Here is a 21,476-nt window from a genome sequence, read left to right on the forward strand (position 1 = left end):
GATGGCCATCGCCGTGCTCGGCGCATGCCTGCCGATGAGCGGTTGCGCCGATTACATGGCGCACAGGGATTCGGTGACGCTAGGCCTTGGCGATGCCCCGCAGGCCAATATCGGCATCCAGACGATCGACCCGTTCCCGCCGGAAGCGTGGAATACCAGAATCCGTGGCGACGGACGGGTGGTTGCGAAGGCGCAGCAGCGCTATGCACCGACCGCGGTGATCGTGCCAGCGCCGGCGGCGGTCGCCCCGGCTGCAATGGAGACCACGAACTGAGGACGAACACGAGGACAAGTTAGGGAGCAAGCGGCGGCTCCGGGTTTTGCGAGGCTGAGTGCGGCGAAAACCGACGTTGGGGCTGGGTATGAAACGGAAGATATTCGATGTGCTGTTCGACGACCGTGGCTATGTCACGGCGCTGACGCTGATTGCCATGCCGATGCTTCTGGGCTTCAGCCTGCTTGTCATCGACGTGGCGCGCGGCAACAATCTCCATACCGATCTGCAGAATGCGGCTGATTCTCTCGCGCTCGCCGGCGCCCGTGAACTCGACGGCGGGACGGATTCGATCACGAGGGCCAATGCAGCACTCGCCGCTTTGGTGAAGAACCAGGCGCGGGGCGGAAACAGCGGTACGGCAATCATCGACAACACGCAGGTTAGCAAGGCTTACCTCGACGCCATTCCGCCCAGCGACGACACCAAGATCGACAGTGCTTGGGTAACCGCTCACCAGACGACAGACGGAACGAAGGCGGTCTATTTGCTTGTGAGGTCCACACCGCGCGCCATGACATCGCTGTTTCCGTTGCCCGTGGGGCTGACGAGGTCAACGGTGAATTTTCAGGCCGAAGCGGTGGCCGTTTATGACGCCTCGGCCTGCGACGTGACGCCCTTGTTCATCTGCAATCCCTTTGAGCCAGTAGGCGGGTCAGGCAACAATCTTACATTCCAGGAGAACTTCGCCCAAGGTGCGACCTATAGCCGGCAACTGATCCTCTCGTTCAACGGCAGTTCGTCACCGGTACCGGGCAATTTTGGCTGGCTTGAGGTCGCGGCAAGCGGCGGGAACGCGTTACGCGATGCGCTTGCTACATCGAAGCCGGGACTCTGCTACGGCATGCGTGGCCTGCAAACCAAGACGGGCGCCACCATCGGCCCGGCGGAACAAGGGGTCAACACGCGCTTTGGCATCTACGCTGGCGGGATGAGCAACAGCGACCCTGACACCCGTCCCGCCTACAATGTCCGCAGAGGCGAAAAAGACCAGTCAATCAAATCGGGCAATCCGGCAAACAGCTCCAAGTGTACGGGCTATGCCGAGGAGCTCGACACAACCAAGGCGATGGCGCTCCTGGACAAGTCTCTTCCAGGTGGCACCTATTCCGACCAGACTTTGGGCGGTGGGATAATGAGGGGTGAGAAGTGGGATTACACCACATATTGGGCTCGCAACCATCCTGGCGTCGTCCCGCCCTCGACATTTCCCAAGCCGACAGACCCGACAGGAAGCAAGACCGTGCCCTCGCGCTATGACGTCTACACATACGAGAACAACAACGACCTGGTCACAGGCGCTGCGAACAAAGCGCCGAACGGCGATAACGGTGAAGGGTCGTCGAACGTATGCTACAAAGGGACCGGAAGCATCACAAAGCAGCCGGACCCAAGAGTGATCTTCGCGGCGGTGATCAATTGCAGTACGGACCTGGGCAGTGGCCATTCCGCGATCACCAAGCCAAAGGCGTTTGTCAGCCTGTTCTTGACGAAACCGATGATCACAAGCGGGAGCACCAATACCGTCTCGGCGGAGATTGTCGATGTTAGCGGGTTCCACGGCAATGGGACGCTGGAAACGTTTTTGCGTGAGGAGTCTCAATTGGTCCGATGATCACGTGGCTGAAGCGGATTCTGGGACGATTCCACCGCGACGAGCGCGGCGCAGTCCTCGCCGAAGCGCTGATAATAGTGCCGTTCGTTACGGTGTTTTCCGTTGGCATCCTGGAATTCGGCAACATGTTCTGGGAGAAGGAGCAGGTTGAGACCGGACTGCGTGACGCGGCGCGCTATCTTGCCCGCTGCCAGCCAAGCAGTCCCAGCTTCGTGTCGCAATGCAGCGACACGGTTGCTCGGCGCATCGCCTACTACGGGACGTCCAACCCCGCTGCTACAGCGCTGCGGGTGCCAGGATGGGGACCGAGCGGAAGTGCGATCGTCTTCGCCAGGGTTACTCGCGGTGAGGCAGGGGACAAAGTCATCGTCGCGAGCACGTCGCTTGCTTACAGCAATTCACCGCTGTTCGGCTGGCTTGGCCTCGCCAACATGACCATCCAGGCCTATCATGAAGAGAGGTATATCGGATGGTGAGGGCCTCTCCGTTCCGATCCTTCGTTCGTGAGGAGTGCGGTGCCACGCTCGCCGAAGGGCTGATCGTATTTCCCTTGGTCTTGCTGGTCTTCGCCGCCTTCGTCGAGTTCGGCTATGCGATGTTCCAGTGGAACCAGACCGTCAAGGCGCTGCAATTCGGAGCGCGCAGGGCGGCGGTTTCGAGTTCGATCGTAACCGGCTTCAACCCCGTCACGGTGACAGCCGCCGGCACCACGAACGGCGGCGTGGCGATACCGGTCGGCGCTCTCGGCCCCTGGACATGCACCGGATCGGCCTGCACCTCTGAACTCCAGCGTATCGTGTATGGCGCCCCCGGGGCGACAACTTGCCGGGCGGTCGGAACCGGAAGCCCGGCAATGTGCCAACTGAACCCGCGCATCGGTATCAATAATGTTCGCGTCACCTACATGATGTCGGGACTTGGCTATTACGGAAGGCCTTCGGGCGCCGTGCTAACCATACGCATGGAAGTTCTCGGCATCACCTTCAATCTGCCTTTACTCGGGGCTTTATTAGGACTCAATAATGTTACGGTTCCAGCCTTGCCGGTGACCGTCACAAGCGAGGACTTGAACACAAACTCGGGTAGCTGACCACAGCTGCGGAAAGATCGGGCATTCTCGGATGACAAGCCATATGAATTTTTCGAGAAGAATAAAGGTGCTGATCGCCTCGGCGGACCAGGCGGCGTCCGAGTTCATGCAGAGCTCCCTGTCGGCGCTCTCGCAGTATGATTCCGAGGTGAAGGATCACGGCGCGCTGCTGGACAAGCGCACAGCGGTCGATTCGACAAGCTATGATTTGCTGGTGCTTGACGCAGGCGATGGCGCCCTCCTCGAAAGCAGCGTCGCACAGGAACTGCGGCGCAAGTTCGCCACGCTCCCGCTGATCGTGATTTCCGATCCGCTGACGGACCAGCGCATGCGGCTGCTGCTGAAGCTCAACGGCAGTGACTGGGTGAGAAAGCCGCTGGACCGCAAGAGCTTCCTGGAAGCCGTGACGGGAAATGTGCAGATGGCGCATTCAGGCGGCAACCATGTGCACGCGGTCGTCTCGGCGGTCGGCGGAGCCGGCGGAACCTCCGTCGCCATCTCATTGGCCGATGCGCTTGCCCGCACGGCGAAGAAAACGCAAGTCAGCGTTGCCCTGTTCGACCTCGATTTTACGACCGGCGCCTGCGGTCATTACCTGAATACGCCCAATGACTACGATTTGCGGCCGATCATCGCCCAACCATCGCGGGTCGATCTGGAATTCATCGATATCATCAAGAAAAAGCACCAGCGCGGCTTTTCACTGCTGTCGTTCCGGCAACCCGGCGTCTCCATGGCTCCCTCCGGCGGCGAGCTTGTCCTGCGCATGCTGGACGTCATCTCTCTCCAGAACAACCACACCGTGGTCGATATCCCCTATTACGAGACGAGCTGGAAGGATGAACTGCTGGCTGCGGTCAATTCCATCCATCTGGTCACCGAATTGACCATTCCCGGCCTGCAGCAGGCCAAGGAGGTCTACAACCGGATCAAGAAGCTCAGAAGTGACGATATCCCAATCAGGGTCATCGCCAACAAGCATCGCAGGCGTCTCTTCAGCTTTGGTATCGGCAAGAAGGACGCCAGCAATGTCTTCAAGCAATCGAGCGCCATGGTCGTGGAGGATGACTGGGGCACGATGAACGAGGCAATCAATCGCGGCATGCTTCCGGCCGAGGTCAACCCCCGCTCGAAATTCGTCCGCCAGATCGAAAAACTAGCCGAGGCCGTCAAATGACGGGTTTGGGTTCGATACGCTCTTTCACACGCAGCGCGGGCGCCGCTCTTTTGTTGCTGGCGGTTGCCGGCATCGGCGGTGCCGACGCGAAGGAACGGCGAAGCGACCGGGTGCCGAAGAGCCTTGGACCTATCACGGGTCGCGCGGTTGCTACCGAGACCCGTGAGAAGCCGGGGACGATCCTGATTTCAACCGCGGCGCGAACGCTCGACCTCGTCTTGGCACCGGGCAAGGCCGTCCGATACTCGATCGGCGTGGCCAAGGATGGATTCGTATGGACCGGAACCGTGCGGGTCGGCGGCAAGGCCGAATGGCCGGAATGGCGGCCGCCGGCCGAGATGCGCCAGCGCGATCCACGGCTGCCTGAAATGATGCCGGCGGGCCCCTACAATCCCCTTGGCGCACGCGCGATCTATCTGTTCAAGGGGCAGCACGACACACTCTACCGCATCCATGGCACCAACGATGCTCCCTCGATCGGCGGCTTCGTTTCTTCCGGCTGTTTTCGCCTGACGAACGCCGATGTGCTGGATCTCTACAGCCGGGTGCGCATCGGCGCAAAAGTGATTGTCGAATAGGAAGAGCGGACGGCATGGCCAACGGAATCATTGGGCGGTTTTACAGGTCGCGATCCGAGGATCTGCCGGCTCGGGCACCTGCCGCGCCGGACCTTGCGCTCATCGAGAAGCCCGAACCCGTTCCTTCCGTGCCGCCGCAGACCGAGGATCCGAAACCGGCGGAGCGCGGTTCTCATGGCCCCGACTTGGTTTCCGAGCGTGTGAACCTGCACCGCTATCTCCTGGATCGTATCAATCTCGGACTGCTGGAGACGGCGCAGAACGACGAACTCGCCGCCGAGATCCGGCCATTGGTGCGCGAATATGTGCGGGCGCGGAATTTCCCGCTCAATGCGCGTGAACTCGACGCGCTGATCAGCGACATCACCGACGAAATGCTCGGGCTCGGCCCGATAGAGCCGTTGCTCAAGGACGATACGATTTCCGATATCCTGATCAACGGCCACGAGCACGTCTACATCGAGCGCTACGGCCAGCTCGAAGATACGCCTATCCGGTTCAAGGACGAAGATCACCTTATGCGCGTGATCAACAAGATCGTCACGACCGTCGGGCGACGTGTGGACGAGTCGTCCCCGCTGGTCGACGCGCGACTTCCCGACGGATCCCGGGTGAACGCTGCCATCAGGCCAGTCGCGATCGATGGTCCGCTCGTCTCGATCCGCAAGTTTTCGCGCCGCCCGTACACGCTCGACCGCCTTGTTGAAAGTCATTCGATGGCCAAGGCAATGCAGGTTCTGCTGACCGCGGCGGTCAAGGGCAAGGTGTCGATGATCATCTCCGGAGGAACCGGCTCCGGAAAGACAACCATGCTCAACGCGCTTTCGTCGCAGATCTCAAATCGCGAGCGCCTGATCACGATCGAGGACGCCGCCGAATTGCAGCTGCAGCAACCCCATGTCGGCCGGCTCGAAACGCGGCCGCCGACGCTGGATGGACGCGGCGAAATACGCCAGCGCGAGCTCCTGAAGAACGCACTTCGCATGCGGCCCGACAGGATTATCGTCGGCGAGGTCCGCGGCGAGGAAGCTTTCGACATGCTGCAGGCCATGAATACCGGTCACGAAGGATCGATGACCACGATTCACGCCAACACGCCGCGGGATGCAGTTTCGAGACTTGAGCAGATGGTCGGCATGGCGGGCATGCCAATGTCGCAGTTGAGCATCAAGTCCCAGATCGCTTCGGCAATCACCCTGATCGTTCAGGTCGAGCGTCTTCACGACGGCACGCGGCGTCTGGTTTCCGTCACCGAGATCACCGGCATGGAGGGCGATGTCGTCCAGATGCAGGAGATCATGAAATTCCAGAAGCTTGGCGTCGACGACTTGAACAGGGTGAACGGACAGTTCCGGGCAACCGGCATCCGTCCGCGGTTCCTCGAGCATATCGCCGAACTGGGCTTCCAACTGCCGGGCGATATTTTCGATCCGACTCGCTCCCTGGTGTAGGTGTGCGATGGAACTCGTGCTCGTCTACGCAGCGGTTTTCATCGGTGGCCTGATCATATTCGAACGGGTCACGGGGACCATCGCGAACCACTTCCGGCGAAGCAGCGCGCTGAACTACCGCCTCAAACTTCTGCAAGGCAACGAGGACAGTCTTGGCGTCTTCAAGGGGATGGTTCGCGAAAGGGCGCTCGACTATGATCGAGGCGGCATTAAGCCGGTGGTCCAGCTGCGGCGGCTGTTCGCACAATCCGGGCTGAAAATAAACGTTTTAAGGTTGGCGATCTATGCGCCCGTGGCTGCGGTGCTCGTCTGGTTGTTGCTGAGCTACTTCGGCGTTTCGACAATTCCGAAGATCATCCTCATAGTCTTCTTTTTGGTCGCCTTGCCGTTTGTCTACATGATGCGCGCGCGGGGGGCGCGGATAAGAAAATTCACGGCCCAGTTACCCGGCACCCTGGACGTGGTGACCCGGAGCCTTTCGGCCGGACATCCATTGCCGATATCGATTTCCCTGATTTCACGGGAATTGCCCGATCCCATCGGAACGGAGTTCGGCATGCTCAGTGACGAACTCACTTACGGAACCGATCTCAACGACGCGATGCTCAACATGATCGAGCGCGTCGGAGCGGAGGACCTGAAGCTTCTGGCAATCTCGATGAGCGTCCAGCGTGGAACAGGGGGCAATTTTGTCGAGATCCTGGAGAACCTGGCGAACGTGATCCGCGAACGAGCGATCCTTCGGGCGAAGGTAAGGGCCCTGTCCTCTGAAGGCAGGATAACAGCCATAATTATGTCAGCATTCCCGTTCGGCCTTTATCTCATGATCAGCACACTCGTGCCGACATATTTCGATCCTATATGGGAAAGTGGATATAGCAACGTTATTTTAACGATTGCCTTTACGGTAATGGCTATAGGGAATTATATTCTCTATAAACTTGTGAATTTCGACTTTTGAGTGCGATAGATGACTGAAACACTGATCCTCCTCGCTACTTTCGCCGGCGTTCTGCTCTTTTCAACGGTCATCGTTGGAAGGATTGCGAGCCAACGCGAAGTGGCGTCCAGGTTGGCAGATGCCGCGACCGAAGCCGAGGCAGGTGGCAGTTCCTATTACGGTCCCGCTTCCGAAATAATCGATGACAAGTATGGTGCCTTCGTCAAAAACTATTTCAATGTAGTCAGGAAGGACACGAATTCGAATTCCTTGCCGAACCGGCTCTTGCGAGCCGGGTTCTTTTCGCCGCGGGCGAGTGCAATATTTCAGACCGCGCGTGCCGTGGTATCCTTATTGGTGTTGCTTGGCATATTCCTGGTTTTCGAACACTCCTTGGTGAGCGTTTCCAGGACGCTCGCAATCTTGATATCCATGTTGTGCGGTGGCCTTGTTTTTTTCATCGCCAGCGTCGTGCTTGAACGCATGGGAGTTGCCAAGGAGAGAGCCTATCGCAGGATCTTTCCCGATTTCATGGATATGTTGATCGTTTGCGTCGACGCCGGCCTGAGCGTCGAAGCGGCGGCCGATCGTGTCGCACGAGAGTTCATGTCAACCCGGCCCGATTTCGGGCTGCACCTTTCCATCATGATGCTTGAGGTTCGCGGCGGCCGGCGCTTGCGCGATGCATTGACAAACCTTGCAACCCGCCTGCGCATCGACGAGGCCAGGTCGCTTGCCGTGCTGTTCCGCCAGTCGGAAGAACTTGGCTCTAGCGTAACCAAGAGCCTTCGCGTGTACAGCAAGGAAATGCGCCAGATGCGAATCCTGCGCGCCGAGGAAAAGGCCAATGCCCTGCCTATCAAGATGCTCTTTCCGCTGGCCACATGTCTGTTTCCGCTGAGCCTGATAATCGTCTTGGTCCCCATCATTATGCGCGTCGCTTCGATGCTGAAGACGCTGGTGCCTGGGTAGCGCCCAATTCAGAGCAACCCGCTTATCCCGCCACAGGGGCGTACGCGCGTCAACGCCGGCAAAGCCATAGATCGCCGGGCCCAAGTCACCAAAACAAAAACCGCGACCACGGGGCCTGGGAAAACTAAAGCCTGTCGCGATTTAAGGGAGGAACCCTGGGGAACGAAATGACAGGGCCAATACGTCTCACCGCCGCAGCCAGCGTGTTGCTTTTCGTGCTCGCCGGTTGCCAGTCGACCGATAGCAGCTTGGGATTTATCGATCGGCCAGAAAACCCACTCTGGCTTACTCTAAAGCGTGTCGCGATTAATTAGTCTCATATCCTGCAGCCTTGAAGAAGTTTCTGCATTCGACTGGTTCGAACAGGTGGCAGATATCGCCGAGAGCCTCGCAGAGTGCGTCGAAGGTTCTGGCCGCTTTCTTTCGCAGCCGCGCCTTGAGTTTTGAGTAGGCCATCTCGATCGGATTGAGATCGGGTGAGTATGGCGGCAGGAACAGGAGCCAAGCGCCCCTTTGGCGAACCAGTTGTGCGGCGCGCTCGTTCTTGTGGAAGCCAACATTGTCGAGAATGACGATATCGCCGGGCGACAGTTGGGGAGCAAGCTGTGTTTCGATGTAGTGTTCGAAGATGGCGCCATTCATCGGCGCGTTGACGATCCACGGCGCGACAAGGCCGTGGCATCGTAGCCCGGCGATGAAGGTCTGCGTCTGCCATTTGCCGAGGGCGCATGGGTCCTGAAGCGCTCGCCCTTCGGCGCCCAGCCGGTGCGTTTGGTCAGTTTGGTGTTGGTCGACGTCTCATCGATGAAGATCAGCCGCGCCAAAGCCTTGTTGAAGAAGCGCTTTCGCCGCCCGGTCCACAGCTCACGCGCCTGGCGCACGTCGGCCCGCTGCTGCTCGCTGGCCAGTAGAGTTTTTTTATGACTGAGCCCAAGGCGATGGAGCAGGCGCCCGACATTGGAGCGGTGCACGCTCACACCACGCACCTCCAGTTCGACGCAAAGCTCATCCAGCGTCAGTTCGCCGGTCTCGGCCAACGCAAACGCACAAACTCGGCATGCGGCTCAAGCTTGCCGCCGCCCACATGGCCCTGCCGGCGCGCTTCAAGCGAACCGGTCTGCCGCCGCAAGTTGATCAGATTGTTCACAAAGCGAGGCGAAACGCGGAAATGGCGAGCTGCCTCGCGGTGACCATGCCCCTCATCGACATACGCAACAACACGCTGACGCAACTCAAGCGGTAGCGGCTTGCCCATCGCGGTCTCCTTTCAACCGCAATGAATCACGAACTCAAACCAAAGGGAATCCTGAATCCCTTAAATCGCGACAGGCTCTAGAACTCCCGCTGGCTCCGGCGCGACGGGCTTTTTTGTTTCCACTCGGAACTTCGCTGGCCCCCGGCCTGTTTCATGTACGGCAGCTAGGTCGGCCTCACTTCCCGGCTGCTGGCCAAGGCTCCAACGCTTGGTCGACCCGCGCCCGCACTGCCAATGGGCGCGGGCCATGTTTTGTATGAGTAATGAGTCAGTGGCCAATCCCACTTCTAGCCAGAATTCCAAGCGCGCTGCGGTGCGCAAGGGCCTTGATCGCCACAAGGTCTACATAACCGGGCAGAGCTTTTCTGGCGGTAGCTATAGCGCTCGTGTGCTGGTCGATGGCGACGCCTATTTCGTCGAATTTCGGCTGAGCCAGTTGCGACAAGGCCTATCCCCGGCCGAGCTGGAATTGACTCCGGCCAGCGACGAGTGAGCGCGCCCGCGATATGGGGACCAGATATGGCAAAAGGCTGGACCTTTCAATCGCTGATAGACCACAAGATGACGGTGACGGTGACGGCGTACTGCCACACACCAGCATGCCATCATAAGCGGGTGCTCGACCTTGCGAAGCTTCGCGACGGCTTCGGCCCTGACGCGCCGGCCATGGAATGGGATATTCGCCCCAAGCTTCGCTGCAAGAAATGCAACGGGAATGACGTCGGCCTGATCTATACGCCCGACACCAGCCCGACCGGTTACGGCAAGGCGAAGAGCTAACCGGCGATTGCCATCCCGATGCCGACACCAAGGCCTATTGCGAGGCCCAGGAACAGCTTGCCTGCCATGTCGAGGGCGAAGGCGCGGATTGGGCGCCATACGTCCTGGCGGGGCTCTCTGAGGGTTTGGTCGAGATCCCCGGCGGCTTGCCCGACACGGTCGATTCGATCACTTATGACGCGCAGGGCAAACTGGTGAACAGCTTCTTCGGCGTGCCGGCTTCCGGCTGGCAGATGACGCCGGGGCCTAAGCTACTGCCAGCAGACAAGACGCCCCTTTATCTGCTCGCATGCATTCAGGGGCAACGGCCCCCTCTCACTGGTCCACGCGGCGGTAGCGATGGCGCCGACCACAGCGAGGGCGGCACCAGCCATCACCACGGAATGTCTGGTCCGCCGGCTCTCGACCTTCTGCATGGCGGCCGCCCGCGCAATCATGTCACGTATGACGGACCGATGGCTAACCGCGCAGGCCAGCGCGACGACTGCAAAAAGGCCGACACCAATAGCGGGAAAGCTGCTGAAATCCAGCGTCCAGTCAGTCAGCGATGCTGGGGCGACACCTATCTCGGCGTTACCTGCCGAGAATACCCCTGCCCGGCCCATCGACAGGAAGAGCATCAGGAAGGCAAGATGGGCATGGACAAACCGCGCCCTGCAAATTGGACGCGAGGAGAAGGCAATCACCACGCCGATGAGCGCGGCGGCCGCGAAGATGACGAAGGCAGCGGCATAGCCGGAGCCCGGCAACCCGGCAACAAGATAGACCGGCTCGCGGACCAGCGGGGCGAGAGCCGTAAAACCCTGCCAGGCGGCTGGATCGGCGGGTGACGCGCCAAGCCGATAGGCGGCCGCGACGAACGCCGCGCCAAGACCAAAAGTCAGTGCGGGCGCGAGGTAGATCAATTTGGCGGCATATTTCAGCATCGGTCGTTCCCGAACTATTTTGCAAGAAGATGAACGTCTTCCGTTAAGAATTAGTTCCGCGCAGTAGCCCTTAACCGTTTATCAACCATCAAGTTGCGCGGCGTGCAGTCAAGTGGTTCAATGACTGACTTTTAGGAGGGGGTTGGTGGATATTTTTGCTCTAAAGCCGCTAATAATTTGCGCTTTGATCTTCGTACCGTTGGAACGACTTCTTGCTCTGCATCCGCAGCAAAAGATCCTTCGAAAGAGCCTCGGCATAGATGTGATCTACGCGCTCCTGAACAGCTTCATCCTGAAAGTTGTCATGATTCTGGTCGCGGCGTCCGCGGCGAGCTTGGCAGGGCTGCTGGTCCCGGAAAGACTGGGCCCGATAGTGAGTGGTCAAGCGACTTGGCTGCAGATTGTCGAGATCATCATCATAGCCGATCTCGGCGTGTATGCTGCACATCGCGCTTTCCATGCGATCCCGGCTCTGTGGAAATTCCATGCCATCCATCACAGCATCGATGAGTTGGACTGGCTGGCCACGTTCCGGGCGCATCCGGTGGACCAGATCATCACCAAATCCGTATCGCTCCTGCCCATATTGTTCCTGGGGTTTTCGACCGAAGCCATCGCAATCTACTTCCTGATTTACACCGGGCATGCCCTGCTACTGCATGCCAACGTCAGGATGAACTTCGGCCCGCTCAAATGGCTGATCGCCAGCCCGCAATTCCACCGTTGGCACCACGCCGATCATCGAGAAGCCTACGACAAGAATTTCGCCAGCCAGCTTTCGATCATCGACGCCTTACTTGGTACGTTTCACGTTCCGGGCTCGGCATTGCCGGAGAAGTACGGTGTTGATGAGCCTGTCCCGACAAGCTACCTCGGCCAGATTGGATATCCTTTTCTGCGCAGGAATCAGGAACGCGCGAACGCCGCAGTCGGCACGCCGGCATCGGATGCGTAGGAGCGGCCCCGGTCGCCGCCGCGCGTTACCCTTGGCCGCAATCTTACACCGTATGAGGCCTACCAAGGCCACCAAGCCAGCGCCAGCACGACGCTAGCGGCCAAGGTGAAGGTCAGCCAAGCGGCCATCACGCCGTACATCGTCGTCCGGCGAACGTTCGCACAGGACCCAGAGCCGATCGTTCGGCTCGTCCAGCGCCGTCGCCACGGCGTGAAAGGTCTTGTTTTGGTATGTCACGACCAGCCCGCTGCCGCCGAATGTCTTGCCGACGATCGTATCCTCCGCCGATGTATATGCTCCGAAGGCAAAAAAGGGGCGGGGTCGTTCAGGCTGATCCTGAACGCTGGCGAGACGTCCGAGTCAAGCGGCAACGAAGGCTGGTCCGGCACAAACTTCCCGTCGCCGCCGCCGCCCGGGTCAGCGCCGGGCGTGCCGCCATCCCGCTGCCCGAGCCTCAGCCTCGCTGCAGAACCATGTTTCGCCGTATTCAGGCCGGATGATGGTTGCCGCATAAAACTCGTCTCCAGGCACGTGATAAATCCGTTCACCCGTGTTGATGGAGACATTGCCTTTGATGTTGCATGCCGAATTGAATGCGCTCGGAAGGCTCACCGCCGGCAAACCCGCGCTGGCGACGTAAATGCCGGCGCCAGCGCCAATGAAGGCGACGACCGGCAGTTACCAGTGCCATTTCGATGGGCTTCAGCCCCTCACCCCCCGGTGACAGAATGCTTCCAAAGCGACATTGAGTCCAGACGGAACATTAGCGCGCTCTAGCGTTAGTTTGAGCGTTCCAATGAGTGGCTAGAGCGATGGCTGTACTGGCGTTCGATCTCGTCTATTTTTCCGGCCTCACGGCAGACCAGCTGCTAGATGTTTAGTCCCAAGGTTTGATGGGTTGGATCGAGCCTGAATCGTTCGGGCTCTTTTGTCCAGATTTTGCAGATGTATTCAAAGGGCGTGAGGCCCTTGAGGGTCTTCAGTCGACGGCCGAAATTATAGGCTAAGACGAAATCGGCGAGATGCTGGCGCAGTTGGTCATGGCTCTCGTAGTAGAAGCGTTTGACGGTCGCATCCTTGATCGTGCGGTTCATGCGTTCGACCTGGCCGTTGGTCCATGGGTGCCTTGGCTTTGTCGTTCGGTGGTCGATATCGGCCTTGGCGCAAGTATGTTCGAAGGCGTGCGCCCATATGATTTCTCCCGCCGCCATGGCTTCCTTGATCAGCGGAACGGCCGAGCCGCCGGCACCTGGGGTCGTGAACTGAATGCCGTTGTCGGTAAGCACTGTGTGGATCTTGTAAGGGACAGCATCAAGAAGATGGCGCAGGAAATCGGCGGAGACCGCCGTCGTTGCCTTCTCGTGCAGCTCGACGAAAGCGAACTTCGAGGTCCGATCTATGGCCACGAACATATGCAGCTTGCCCTGCTCGGTTCGGACCTCGGCGACGTCGATATGGAAGTAGCCGATTGGATAGGCCTTGAACTTCTTCCTTGCCGGCTTGTCGCCCTCGACATCCGGCAACCTGCCTATCCCGTGACGCTGCAGGCAGCGATGCAAGGATGACCGCGACAGATGCGGGATCGTCGGTTGGAGAGCATAGAGGCAATCGTCCAGTGGCAGCAGCATATAACGCCGAAAGGCGACGATGACCGCCTCTTCCTCAGTCGATAGCACTGTCGACTTCGGACCTCTGGGGCCAGTCGGAAGATCGGCGGCCGACGTCCGGTTCCTCCACTTCCTAACCGTCTTCTGATTGATGCCGTAGCGCTTCGCCAGCGCCCTCAGGCTCTCTTGACTATGCTGTATCGCTCGACGGATCGCCTTTGTCGTCGTGGCGCTCCCATGAAGAACCTGGCCCATAGCGCATCCTTTGATTCGGACGAAAAGTATGCGCCATCAAAGCCTGGGATCAAACATCTAGGCAGCGTCGTTCAAGCTCTACATCTCCGATACCAGGATTGCGGACCTCGTGCCGGCGCTTTGTGTAAAGAAGCGAGAGCAGCTTGGATTGAATCTCAAAATCCAGCCCGAAGCCCTTTCTTGTTGCTGGCTTCCTCGGTCAATTCGCGACGACGGCCGGCATGCTCTTTATAGGCCACGTCATATTGCGCCCGCTTGACCGGATCCTTAAGCGTATTATGGGCTTCCACTAGGTCACTGAAGCGGGCCTCATTACCAGTCTGTTGATTGTCTGGATGATAGCGCATCGCAAGATAGCGGAACACGCGCTCCACGGTTTCCGAATTGGCGTTTGGGCTGATCTCCAGCGTTTCGTACAGGTCTACGAACATCGAGAAGTCCCCCTGCGCTTATTCCCCGGAGAAAGCATCGCGCCGCTGAGGCGCGAAAGCAATTCGGCTCACAGGAGTGCTTGACTGTTGCGGTCAGGAAAATGGCCGGGGTAGATTGGCGCTAACCAGCTGTTGCCATCCCAATGCGGACGCCCAGACCTATGGCAAGGCCAAGGACAAGCTTACCGGCCATGTCGAAGGCAAAGGCGCGGACAGGGCGCCACGGGACGTTGGCGATATCATCGAATACCGTGTCCATGACCGGATTCTAGATCGGAATCGATCGAATGTGACTCCCCGGTTTCTTCCGTCAAAGTCTAACGATCAGGCGAGCGCCCTGGAAAGCACGTGCAGTAACGGTTGATTCAACCATTGCTGGTATAAGTGTGGGTGGGTGGCGGCTTCGACAGTTCGGGGTGGAACTCAATGCCGAAGCCGCCTGCGCAGCCAAGGTTGGGGTTTGACCGCGCCGTCCTATTCTGGGACAGCGCGGTCAACGATTCGTTAAAACGCTGCGGAACTAATTAAGCACGCGCTAATTGACTCGCGGTCTCGGGAGTCAGTGCATGCGTGAAGTTCATTCCTCCGATGATAGAGCCGATTTTGGCGGGACAAGCCTCCCGAGGGCATTGGACAGCGTCACGTACCGGCCGCCGTCTTCGTCTTCCCTCTTCCTAGAGATCCGCCAATCGTTGGGCGAGTGGGTTGTTCGCATCATAGGGAGGAACGGTGAAACGTATTCCCGAGCATTCGAAAATGAGACAGATGCCGTCGCTTTCGCTGGCGATCAGTCTTCTCGTCTAGGATTGGAAGCTCCCCCGAAGCGAGCAACTTGACGAAGTCAGCGAGCGACGCGCTAGGACCACCCTTCTCTGAACATCGAAAGCGCGGATCTGTGAATCCCCCCTTGGAACATCGTCGCTCGAAACACTTCGGGCGGTCGCACTGTTCCCATTTCAGTGTCTCCCAAAACTGCCCACTACCTCAACGGTTGGTGGGCTTTTTTGTACATTAGCGGAACCTGAAATTTGGGGCTTGTTCATAGAACGGCAGCGAGTGGGTGTTCGCTGCTGGTCGAGGTCCCGCAAGACTCGGCCGGGCTCGCACCACCTGCCCCGGTCGGTGCGAGCCCACCGTCGCGCGACCAAGCGAGCTTCCCTGTGTCGGTCTCTATTTAATACCAGGAGACGGCGGTTTCATCATCACACGCAATTCTCTGGTCAACGGTTGCGACGATGGCAGCCGCTAGTGCTTCCGCCTCATGGATCAGTCCCGGCCCATAGAGGCCATTCACCATCTCTTCGCTTGGCAACACGCCAGGCGGGCAGTGATCCTCGATTGTGCGCCGGATGAGCGTCAACGCTGCCCGGCATTCGTCGGCTTCGATCTTCATAACCATTGAAACATTCACTTTGGCTAAAATGTTCCGGAACCGATTTCAGGTTGGCGGCTTGAGACGGTGAGGGAAGAACACTAGTCATGCCCATCAGACGAAAAGCCGTGGATGCCGGGATTTTTAAGCCTGCCGAATTGGCCTTGCTAGGGCGCGTTTTCGAGCAGCTTAAACTCGTCGACGACCAATCACCCGATGCGCAGGGCCGGTTGGCCTCTCGGATCATTGCCAACTACATGGCCGGGATAAAAGATGAGGCCGAACTTCTCTCGCTTTCGAAGCAGCCGTTAGGGCGGTAAAGTCGGGAAAGCTAGAGCTTCACCGGCCGCACAACGTCAAGCGCGACCGTCACCACCGGGCCACCCAGGCTGACCGTTACGGCGTCCATCTCGACCCGCGTGACGCTGCCGATCAGTTCGATGGTCTGACCTTTGACCACCTTCGTGGTGCTATCCCGAACGGAATGCGGAAATCCGTAAGTCGGTATTGACACGCTGATCCTGTGGTCAGTGACGCGTCGAATAATGGTGGCGTCGATCACCACCTCATCGCCGATCTTGAGACCACTAACCATGCACTGGAGTCTGGTGCGGCCGTCTCAGGGGTCAAGTAGCGGAAATGGATGGCAGACCATCTGGCCGACGCCATAACCGGCGATCCTGTCGCCATCAGCGATCTGGCCGATGAAGTGATGAAAGCCGCCGACAGTGAGGGCATCGGCGTCGATGAGATCACTGAGGAAGTGGGCAGCGTGTTCGAGGTTACCTCGACGCGATGCAGCATCGCGATGCCGGCTTGGCGGACTGACCGACCGCGCATCGCCGGGGTAGATTGGCGTTATCCAGCTATTGCCATCCAATGCCAACGCCTAGGCCAATTGCGAGGCCTAGGAACAGCGTAGATCGAAACGCCGAAAATCTTTTCTGGTCATGGCTCTGCGCCGGTCCGGTCACACGTGGTGGGTGGAGTGAACGGCACCTCGCGCACAACCATGCTAACGTTCTGGCCATTGTCCAAACCGAAGAAAAATGTTGGCCTCCCCATCATGCTCAATTTTGGCTCAAGGGTCGCGGCTGGCTCTTTGGACATGAAGAAACGGAATTGCGCGGCGTTCTCATAATTTCTTATGCCAAAAGCAAATAGGCACTTTCCCGGTTTCCCTACTTGCTCACCAAGGGCAAGATGCTTTGCGGGGATAGTAAGCGACACAACCTCGACGGCGCCCGTTTCTGGCAACATGGGTTTCTCCCAGACCACGGTTGCGCGCTCGTAAATAACCCCCGGCTGTTGCGTGAGCGAAGGTATTCGACATCGTTCTTGTCGAAGGCCAGCCGGAATTTGTGGTCGGCATGGAGGCTTACCTTTTGAGCCGGCCCCAATCCTGTCGGCATAAGGTAGAACGAGTTGCCGTGTGCCCACGCTGCCCACACCCATGAATACAGGTCATTTGGCGCGAAGACAGTGAAGCGCACGCGCTTGCGGATCGCACTGTCCATCGCATCGCTGATAGCTTGCTTCGCAGAGGTCATAGGTCAGCTACTTCCTCAACCTGACGCCAGCGCCGCCGCCATTCTCGGCGATGAACTCGACACCGGCAGCTTCGAGGGCAGCACGCAATGCGGCGACCGTCTCAGGTGCGCCGGCAGAATGGCCGTTTTCGAAGCGAGTAACCGTCATGGATGAGATGCCGGCTTTGTGAGCCAGTTGGCGCACGCCAATCTGAAGCGCGGCTCTAGCCATTCGGCACTGTGATGGTGTGATCATTCGCGCACCTGTTGACACTGTATACAGGCAATGGCATGTTTACACTGTAAACAGCATATCGAACCCAAAGGGGATTTACAATGCCGAACACGCTTGTTCCGGCTGCCGGCGAAGCTATGCCCGCAGTCATCGGGAGATTTTCCCGCCGTGCCATGCTTGGCACCTTTGCCTCGCTTCCAGTCATAGGAGGCGCTGTAGCGCTGGCGGGGTGAGCGAGGGCTCCTGACCCGCTCGCCGACACCATCGCCCAATACTATGCCAAGATGGCAGAGTTCATGGCAATTCCGAACGGCGAGATCACGAGCGAAAACTAGGATGCTCTCGTCGCGGCAACCTATGGGCCGCTGGATGACAAGCTGTGGCACGCAACACCGCCGGCAACGAGCAATCGGGGTGTTGCTGAAGCGATCCGCTACGCTCTGGAGGAGCACTCGCTGATTGATCGGGTGGCAGAAGCCATCCTGATATCGGCGCTGGCCTTCCTCGATCGGGAGCGCGTGTCATGACCGCCCTGGTTAGGACGCTACGCCCCAACGGCATGCCCAAGGGAACGGACCCGCGCGTTTGGCGCCAATCTATCGAGAAACGGCTCAACGACCTTCTAGACCGGGCGATGTCGCTGGTGACGGCATTGGATTTGATGGAGGCGGACTTTTGCGACGATGAGGAAACCGGCGACGACGAGCCGTCGCTCGGCTGGGCACATAACGGCGGGCAGTCATTCCTGTCCGGCACCGCTCCCAACCTGCCGGCCGGCGACACATGCGATCTAGAGCTAGACAACGCCGACTACGAGGAAGGCGCGGACGCGGAGCCATGCCCTGACACTTACGGCGAAACCGCGATGGGGGGCGATGACCTGAAATCTCAGGAAGTGCTGGTTTCGCTCTAAATACGACACCGTGTCGCATTTGGCCCGCTGCTTCGATGGCGGGCTCCTTATATTAGCAATGCATAAAACTCGAGAAGATCCATGGCATGGTTGTTAGCAAGCTCGCTGCTATCGGGCCACCTAGTGTCGTTGGATGGTGTTTGCGATGCGCGGGGCTGATGGATCAAGGGTCTAAGGGAAGCTGAGGCTCGCGAGCTGCGGAGCGAGATCAGTCGGCTCGAAATGGACTTGATCGCTGCCGCCAACTCTCAAGGTAAATCCAGGCTGCATGACGTCGCGCACACATTGCGATGCCAGAAGGCGCGGCTGGAACGTCTGGAGGGGTGCCTCGCTTCACTGACGTCGAATGTCCGGCCAGAGACATCCGCAACCCCGCCCCACGAAGGCCGGCGGTAAAAGGCGCCTCATCTCGACGCCGGGCTGCGAAACGCAAACGTCGTGATGTCGTCACGGGAAATCCCGATGTCGCTGAGCATGTCGTCTGGTGACTCGCTCAACTCGTCCGTTGCCTTCAACAGCGCCTTCTGCTCGGCTCGATGACGGACCCAATCGGCAAGGGGACCAACTGCGACAAGAGGAAGATTCACAAGCATAGGAAAGTTCACAAGCATCGGACCACTCCCTTTACCGCTGCAGGAAACTGCACGTAGCCTACGCCGATGCGTCGATGCGTCTGTGACAAACCTCACAGATCGATTCCGTACGGGCAAAAACTGCCCGGCTGCTCTCACGGTGGCGGGCTTCTCATGTCGCACTTCATGTCGCGTCGGGTAGCCGCGTGGCAGTGAAAATCACTGAAAACCAAGCATATTCAGTTGCAACATGGCGAGACATGAAAATAGACCATAATCAGACATAATCGATTGTTTCATATGTATTATCTCGAAAATCGAAGATACCTGATCTGCTCATGAGGCCGAAAAGCGGTTTGTTTTCAACGGCCATGTTGCAAAATCGGCCGTTTATGTCGAAGTGCCGTTCTACAAGCGTTTCGCCAGAGCCTCGGCGCGTTCCTTCTGCCTGGCGTTATTATCCTTCGATTTGAGCAGGTGCCCATAAAGGTCATAGGTCATCTGGATCGAAGCCGAGTTCCGTCTGGATCTCCTTCGGATTGGCGTCGCTGTCGATGAGCATGCTGGCGTGAAAATGCCGCAGACTGTGGAAGCCGAACGTCTTGACGCCGGCATCCTTCAAAAGCTTCGTCCAGACCCGCGCGTAGAAGTTCTACAATAACCAAGGCGTGCCCGCTTCGGTCGGGAAGACCATTCGTTCTTGCCTGCCTGAAGCTTGAGTTCCTTGAGGAGCGACACGAGGTCGGCTGCAGGCTGATGGTGCACTGGTTGGTCTGCAATGGGCATCGACCGAAGAAAGTCCAATTCCACAGACGGGGCCGCGCCGGCACGTGGCCGTTGCTCGATCCTTGCATGGAACCCGATTGCTCCAACCACCGATAAGGAGGTGGCTAGGCCTTCGTCGGTCTGGTCTACCCGCCTCGCCCGCGCGGGTCTAGGCTCGAACCACATCCCTGCCGGATTGGCCGGCGGCTGTCATGCCCGCGACCCGGAGATATGCCGTGACGCCGACGGCGGTCGCGCCAATGACGGAAAAGACGATCCTGCCAGGTCTCCAAAGGCATCATGTGCTTCGCGATGCCATGGGCGGCATGGCAGCCGGCATCGATCGCAGGCGCGATGAAGACCAGCGTGACCGCCAGCTTGGCCCACATGTGCTCACCGTAATCCCATTCGCATCCTTCATGACCACTGCCTTCAGAAGCGCCTCCAAAAGCGCGGCCGGATCAGCACCCAACAGGTGAACCATGTAGCGCGGCTGAAAGAAGAGGATCTGCCTCGTGCGCGATGATATAGCCGCCACCTTTAAGCAGCATCTGAGGATCGATTTCATAAATGATCCAGATATCCGCCTCGCGTAGCACGGCGCGAATGGCCTCGAGGACGGTCTCAAATGACGAGCTCGCAGTGATCACGTGCTGGAACTCATGTCCGTCTAGCGGCTCAGCGTAGTCGACTTTTGCCAAACCTGACGGCGCGTTGCGCATCGAACCGCTCCGCGGTGCGGGATATGTGTTAAGTGCGTCATCTCGATTGGACCCGGTTAAACTCCGGGTGGCTCTTCCGGCCGCCAATCCGCCGGACAACTCAACCGCATGACGCTTTTTGCAGGACAGGCCCCGTTTGGTCCGTGCGGTTGGTAATTCGACCAGAATCCAATGTTTTCTTTGCATGGCTATCGCGACCAGTGGTTCGGCAACATCCGAGGTGACCTGCTCGCAGGCCTCGTTGTCGCGCCGGCGCTTATCCCCGAGGCGATCGCGTTCTCGATGATTGCCGGCGTTGACCAAAAAATCGGGCTCTATGCTTCGTTTTCGATTGCGTGATTTCCGCAATAACCAGCGGCCGGCTGGGCATGATTTCAGCGGCCACGGCGGCCACAGCGGTGGTCCTGGTCACGGTGGTCCGCGACCACCTCCTGCAGTATCTGCTGGCTGCAACCGTGCTGGCCGGCGTCATCCAGATTGGCGCAGGACTCATTAACTCAGCATGGCGCTTGCGCAATAACTAATTTAGTGAAACCTTAAATGCTCCTGGGAGTAGACGAAAGACCGGTCGGTCCAATATGGGGCGGCATTGAACATAAATGTTTTTTCCGCGATTCCTGGTCGGGATGTTTGCCACGTCGACCGTGGTGGCGTTATGGATTTACCTAGCGACGGGTTCGTTCTGGAAGTCGCTTGCATGGACCTTGCTGATTTTGGTCATATTCCAGGTTGGATATTTCCTGTTTTCATTCGCACTTTTCAACACGCTTTGGACGAAGAGAACCGAAGAAAAACCGAACACCGCCGAGCCTACCCGTCGAGACGGTGGTGTCTCATCTAAAGGCGGCCGATGATGCCCGACAAGCCGGCCACGCAGCATCGTCAAATCGCCGGGGAAGGTTGACCGTCTTAAATCGCGCCATCCTTGGGCGGCAAGCGCCTCCCTGGAATCTTGCAGAGGAATGACGCAAGCCTTCCTCGCGGCGCAGGTGCCTCACGTCGATGGGCTTGCGTTTGCACATGATCGGCAATGCTGCCCTGGGGATCGCGGCGACTGACCGA

The 21,476-nt window shown here is 58.6% G+C and carries 28 protein-coding genes, 3 pseudogenes and 1 other annotated feature; of the genes and pseudogenes, 18 read left to right on the forward strand and 13 right to left on the reverse strand.

All coding sequences use genetic code 11. The features are described 5' to 3' along the window. Nucleotide 1 precedes the first annotated feature (1 nt). The 9 genes from NKH54_RS23345 to NKH54_RS23385 all read left to right on the forward strand — a co-directional run bounded on the left by NKH54_RS23345 (nt 2) and on the right by NKH54_RS23385 (nt 8,097). The gene (locus NKH54_RS23345) at nt 2-274 is read left to right on the forward strand and encodes a hypothetical protein (protein ID WP_353029002.1); all 273 of its coding nucleotides are present in this window, start codon (nt 2-4) and stop codon (nt 272-274) included. An 88-nt stretch (nt 275-362) separates the two neighbouring features. Further along, nucleotides 363-1,889, forward strand: coding sequence for a TadE/TadG family type IV pilus assembly protein (locus NKH54_RS23350; RefSeq protein ID WP_353029003.1), 1,527 nt, complete (start codon nt 363-365; stop codon nt 1,887-1,889). Continuing rightward, nucleotides 1,886-2,365 (forward strand): TadE/TadG family type IV pilus assembly protein, encoded by a 480-nt coding sequence (locus tag NKH54_RS23355; RefSeq protein ID WP_353029004.1) that lies wholly within the window; start codon nt 1,886-1,888, stop codon nt 2,363-2,365. The genes NKH54_RS23350 and NKH54_RS23355 overlap by 4 nt, the downstream gene beginning before the upstream one ends. Further along, nucleotides 2,359-2,979, forward strand: coding sequence for a TadE/TadG family type IV pilus assembly protein (locus NKH54_RS23360; RefSeq protein WP_353029005.1), 621 nt, complete (start codon nt 2,359-2,361; stop codon nt 2,977-2,979). The genes NKH54_RS23355 and NKH54_RS23360 overlap by 7 nt, the downstream gene beginning before the upstream one ends. Before the next feature lie 43 nt (nt 2,980-3,022). Further along, entirely contained in the window at nt 3,023-4,156 is a 1,134-nt protein-coding gene (locus tag NKH54_RS23365; RefSeq protein WP_353029006.1) for a pilus assembly protein, read from the forward strand. After that, on the forward strand, nt 4,153-4,734 hold the full coding sequence (locus NKH54_RS23370) for a L,D-transpeptidase (protein WP_353029007.1): 582 nt from the start codon (nt 4,153-4,155) through the stop codon (nt 4,732-4,734). Before NKH54_RS23365 ends, NKH54_RS23370 begins: the two co-directional genes overlap by 4 nt. A gap of 14 nt (nt 4,735-4,748) precedes the next feature. Next, nucleotides 4,749-6,185, forward strand: a complete 1,437-nt coding sequence (locus tag NKH54_RS23375; protein WP_353029008.1) for a TadA family conjugal transfer-associated ATPase — start codon at nt 4,749-4,751, stop codon at nt 6,183-6,185. A gap of 7 nt (nt 6,186-6,192) precedes the next feature. Next, a complete protein-coding gene (locus NKH54_RS23380) occupies nt 6,193-7,146 on the forward strand; it encodes a type II secretion system F family protein (protein ID WP_353029009.1) in 954 nt (317 codons plus the stop codon). A 9-nt stretch (nt 7,147-7,155) separates the two neighbouring features. Next, a complete protein-coding gene (locus tag NKH54_RS23385) occupies nt 7,156-8,097 on the forward strand; it encodes a type II secretion system F family protein (RefSeq protein WP_353029010.1) in 942 nt (313 codons plus the stop codon). Between the two features lie 306 nt (nt 8,098-8,403). On the opposite strand, the pseudogene NKH54_RS23390 reads toward NKH54_RS23385, so the two are convergent. Further along, a pseudogene (locus tag NKH54_RS23390) lies at nt 8,404-9,352 on the reverse strand (IS630 family transposase). Between the two features lie 256 nt (nt 9,353-9,608). Between NKH54_RS23390 and NKH54_RS23395 the strand changes: the two are divergent. Together NKH54_RS23395 and NKH54_RS23400 are read left to right on the forward strand one after the other, a co-directional pair. Then, complete coding sequence (locus tag NKH54_RS23395; RefSeq protein ID WP_502907562.1) at nt 9,609-9,845, forward strand: hypothetical protein; 237 nt, start codon at nt 9,609-9,611, stop codon at nt 9,843-9,845. Between the two features lie 26 nt (nt 9,846-9,871). Then, nucleotides 9,872-10,132 (forward strand): hypothetical protein, encoded by a 261-nt coding sequence (locus tag NKH54_RS23400; RefSeq protein ID WP_353029011.1) that lies wholly within the window; start codon nt 9,872-9,874, stop codon nt 10,130-10,132. 251 nt (nt 10,133-10,383) lie between these two features. On the opposite strand, the gene NKH54_RS23405 is transcribed toward NKH54_RS23400, so the two are convergent. Then, the gene (locus NKH54_RS23405; protein WP_353029012.1) at nt 10,384-11,058 is read right to left on the reverse strand and encodes a hypothetical protein; all 675 of its coding nucleotides are present in this window, start codon (nt 11,056-11,058) and stop codon (nt 10,384-10,386) included. Nucleotides 11,059-11,203: 145 nt separating this feature from the next. On the opposite strand from NKH54_RS23405, the gene NKH54_RS23410 reads away from it, so the two are divergent. After that, complete coding sequence (locus NKH54_RS23410) at nt 11,204-12,013, forward strand: sterol desaturase family protein (RefSeq protein ID WP_353029013.1); 810 nt, start codon at nt 11,204-11,206, stop codon at nt 12,011-12,013. Nucleotides 12,014-12,106: 93 nt separating this feature from the next. On the opposite strand, the gene NKH54_RS23415 is transcribed toward NKH54_RS23410, so the two are convergent. The 5 genes from NKH54_RS23415 to NKH54_RS23435 form a co-directional block, all read right to left on the reverse strand. Then, nucleotides 12,107-12,250 (reverse strand): hypothetical protein, encoded by a 144-nt coding sequence (locus NKH54_RS23415; RefSeq protein WP_353029014.1) that lies wholly within the window; start codon nt 12,248-12,250, stop codon nt 12,107-12,109. Between the two features lie 180 nt (nt 12,251-12,430). Beyond that, the gene (locus NKH54_RS23420; protein ID WP_353029035.1) at nt 12,431-12,655 is read right to left on the reverse strand and encodes a sunset domain-containing protein; all 225 of its coding nucleotides are present in this window, start codon (nt 12,653-12,655) and stop codon (nt 12,431-12,433) included. A gap of 227 nt (nt 12,656-12,882) precedes the next feature. Then, a complete protein-coding gene (locus tag NKH54_RS23425; protein WP_353029015.1) occupies nt 12,883-13,875 on the reverse strand; it encodes an IS481 family transposase in 993 nt (330 codons plus the stop codon). 155 nt (nt 13,876-14,030) lie between these two features. After that, on the reverse strand, nt 14,031-14,306 hold the full coding sequence (locus NKH54_RS23430; RefSeq protein WP_353029016.1) for a J domain-containing protein: 276 nt from the start codon (nt 14,304-14,306) through the stop codon (nt 14,031-14,033). 1,174 nt (nt 14,307-15,480) lie between these two features. Continuing rightward, nucleotides 15,481-15,705, reverse strand: coding sequence for a hypothetical protein (locus NKH54_RS23435; protein WP_353029017.1), 225 nt, complete (start codon nt 15,703-15,705; stop codon nt 15,481-15,483). A gap of 80 nt (nt 15,706-15,785) precedes the next feature. Between NKH54_RS23435 and NKH54_RS23440 the strand changes: the two genes are divergently transcribed. Continuing rightward, nucleotides 15,786-15,998, forward strand: a complete 213-nt coding sequence (locus NKH54_RS23440) for a hypothetical protein (RefSeq protein ID WP_023713651.1) — start codon at nt 15,786-15,788, stop codon at nt 15,996-15,998. Nucleotides 15,999-16,009: 11 nt separating this feature from the next. On the opposite strand, the gene NKH54_RS23445 is transcribed toward NKH54_RS23440, so the two are convergent. After that, the gene (locus NKH54_RS23445; protein ID WP_353029018.1) at nt 16,010-16,273 is read right to left on the reverse strand and encodes a hypothetical protein; all 264 of its coding nucleotides are present in this window, start codon (nt 16,271-16,273) and stop codon (nt 16,010-16,012) included. A gap of 48 nt (nt 16,274-16,321) precedes the next feature. On the opposite strand from NKH54_RS23445, the gene NKH54_RS23450 reads away from it, so the two are divergent. Next, nucleotides 16,322-16,600, forward strand: a complete 279-nt coding sequence (locus NKH54_RS23450; protein ID WP_353029019.1) for a hypothetical protein — start codon at nt 16,322-16,324, stop codon at nt 16,598-16,600. A 26-nt stretch (nt 16,601-16,626) separates the two neighbouring features. Here NKH54_RS23450 and NKH54_RS23455 read toward each other — a convergent pair whose 3' ends face one another. Beyond that, complete coding sequence (locus NKH54_RS23455; protein WP_353029020.1) at nt 16,627-16,938, reverse strand: hypothetical protein; 312 nt, start codon at nt 16,936-16,938, stop codon at nt 16,627-16,629. 297 nt (nt 16,939-17,235) lie between these two features. Continuing rightward, nucleotides 17,236-17,376 carry an XRE family transcriptional regulator gene (locus NKH54_RS23460; protein WP_353029021.1) on the reverse strand — a complete coding sequence of 47 codons (141 nt, stop codon included), beginning with the start codon at nt 17,374-17,376 and terminating at the stop codon, nt 17,236-17,238. Nucleotides 17,377-17,965: 589 nt separating this feature from the next. Between NKH54_RS23460 and NKH54_RS23465 the strand changes: the two genes are divergently transcribed. Next, nucleotides 17,966-18,355, forward strand: coding sequence for a hypothetical protein (locus NKH54_RS23465; RefSeq protein ID WP_353029022.1), 390 nt, complete (start codon nt 17,966-17,968; stop codon nt 18,353-18,355). Nucleotides 18,356-18,759: 404 nt separating this feature from the next. Here NKH54_RS23465 and NKH54_RS23470 read toward each other — a convergent pair whose 3' ends face one another. Together NKH54_RS23470 and NKH54_RS23475 are read right to left on the reverse strand one after the other, a co-directional pair. Further along, the gene (locus tag NKH54_RS23470) at nt 18,760-18,966 is read right to left on the reverse strand and encodes a DUF1127 domain-containing protein (protein ID WP_353029023.1); all 207 of its coding nucleotides are present in this window, start codon (nt 18,964-18,966) and stop codon (nt 18,760-18,762) included. 451 nt (nt 18,967-19,417) lie between these two features. After that, a pseudogene (locus NKH54_RS23475) lies at nt 19,418-19,555 on the reverse strand (hypothetical protein); the annotation flags it as partial. A gap of 373 nt (nt 19,556-19,928) precedes the next feature. Between NKH54_RS23475 and NKH54_RS32535 the strand changes: the two are divergent. Further along, nucleotides 19,929-20,171, forward strand: coding sequence for a hypothetical protein (locus tag NKH54_RS32535; protein WP_502907563.1), 243 nt, complete (start codon nt 19,929-19,931; stop codon nt 20,169-20,171). Here NKH54_RS32535 and NKH54_RS23485 read toward each other — a convergent pair. Beyond that, nucleotides 20,154-20,717 carry a hypothetical protein gene (locus tag NKH54_RS23485; protein WP_353029037.1) on the reverse strand — a complete coding sequence of 188 codons (564 nt, stop codon included), beginning with the start codon at nt 20,715-20,717 and terminating at the stop codon, nt 20,154-20,156. The genes NKH54_RS32535 and NKH54_RS23485 overlap by 18 nt on opposite strands. Next, nucleotides 20,460-20,515, forward strand: a sequence feature (sul1 is cis-regulatory element that is thought to sense ions involved in sulfur or methionine metabolism; They are found in Alphaproteobacteria). (Overlaps the previous gene by 56 nt.) On the opposite strand from NKH54_RS23485, the pseudogene NKH54_RS23490 reads away from it, so the two are divergent. Continuing rightward, nucleotides 20,640-20,908 (forward strand): annotated as a pseudogene (locus NKH54_RS23490) (SulP family inorganic anion transporter); the annotation flags it as partial. The gene NKH54_RS23485 and the pseudogene NKH54_RS23490 overlap by 78 nt on opposite strands. A gap of 132 nt (nt 20,909-21,040) precedes the next feature. Then, complete coding sequence (locus tag NKH54_RS23495; protein ID WP_353029036.1) at nt 21,041-21,268, forward strand: exopolysaccharide production repressor protein; 228 nt, start codon at nt 21,041-21,043, stop codon at nt 21,266-21,268. The last annotated feature ends 208 nt before the right edge of the window (nt 21,269-21,476 follow it).

The sequence above is a fragment of the Mesorhizobium sp. M1004 genome (genome assembly GCF_040318795.1).
In the GTDB taxonomy this organism is placed as follows: domain Bacteria; phylum Pseudomonadota; class Alphaproteobacteria; order Rhizobiales; family Rhizobiaceae; genus Mesorhizobium.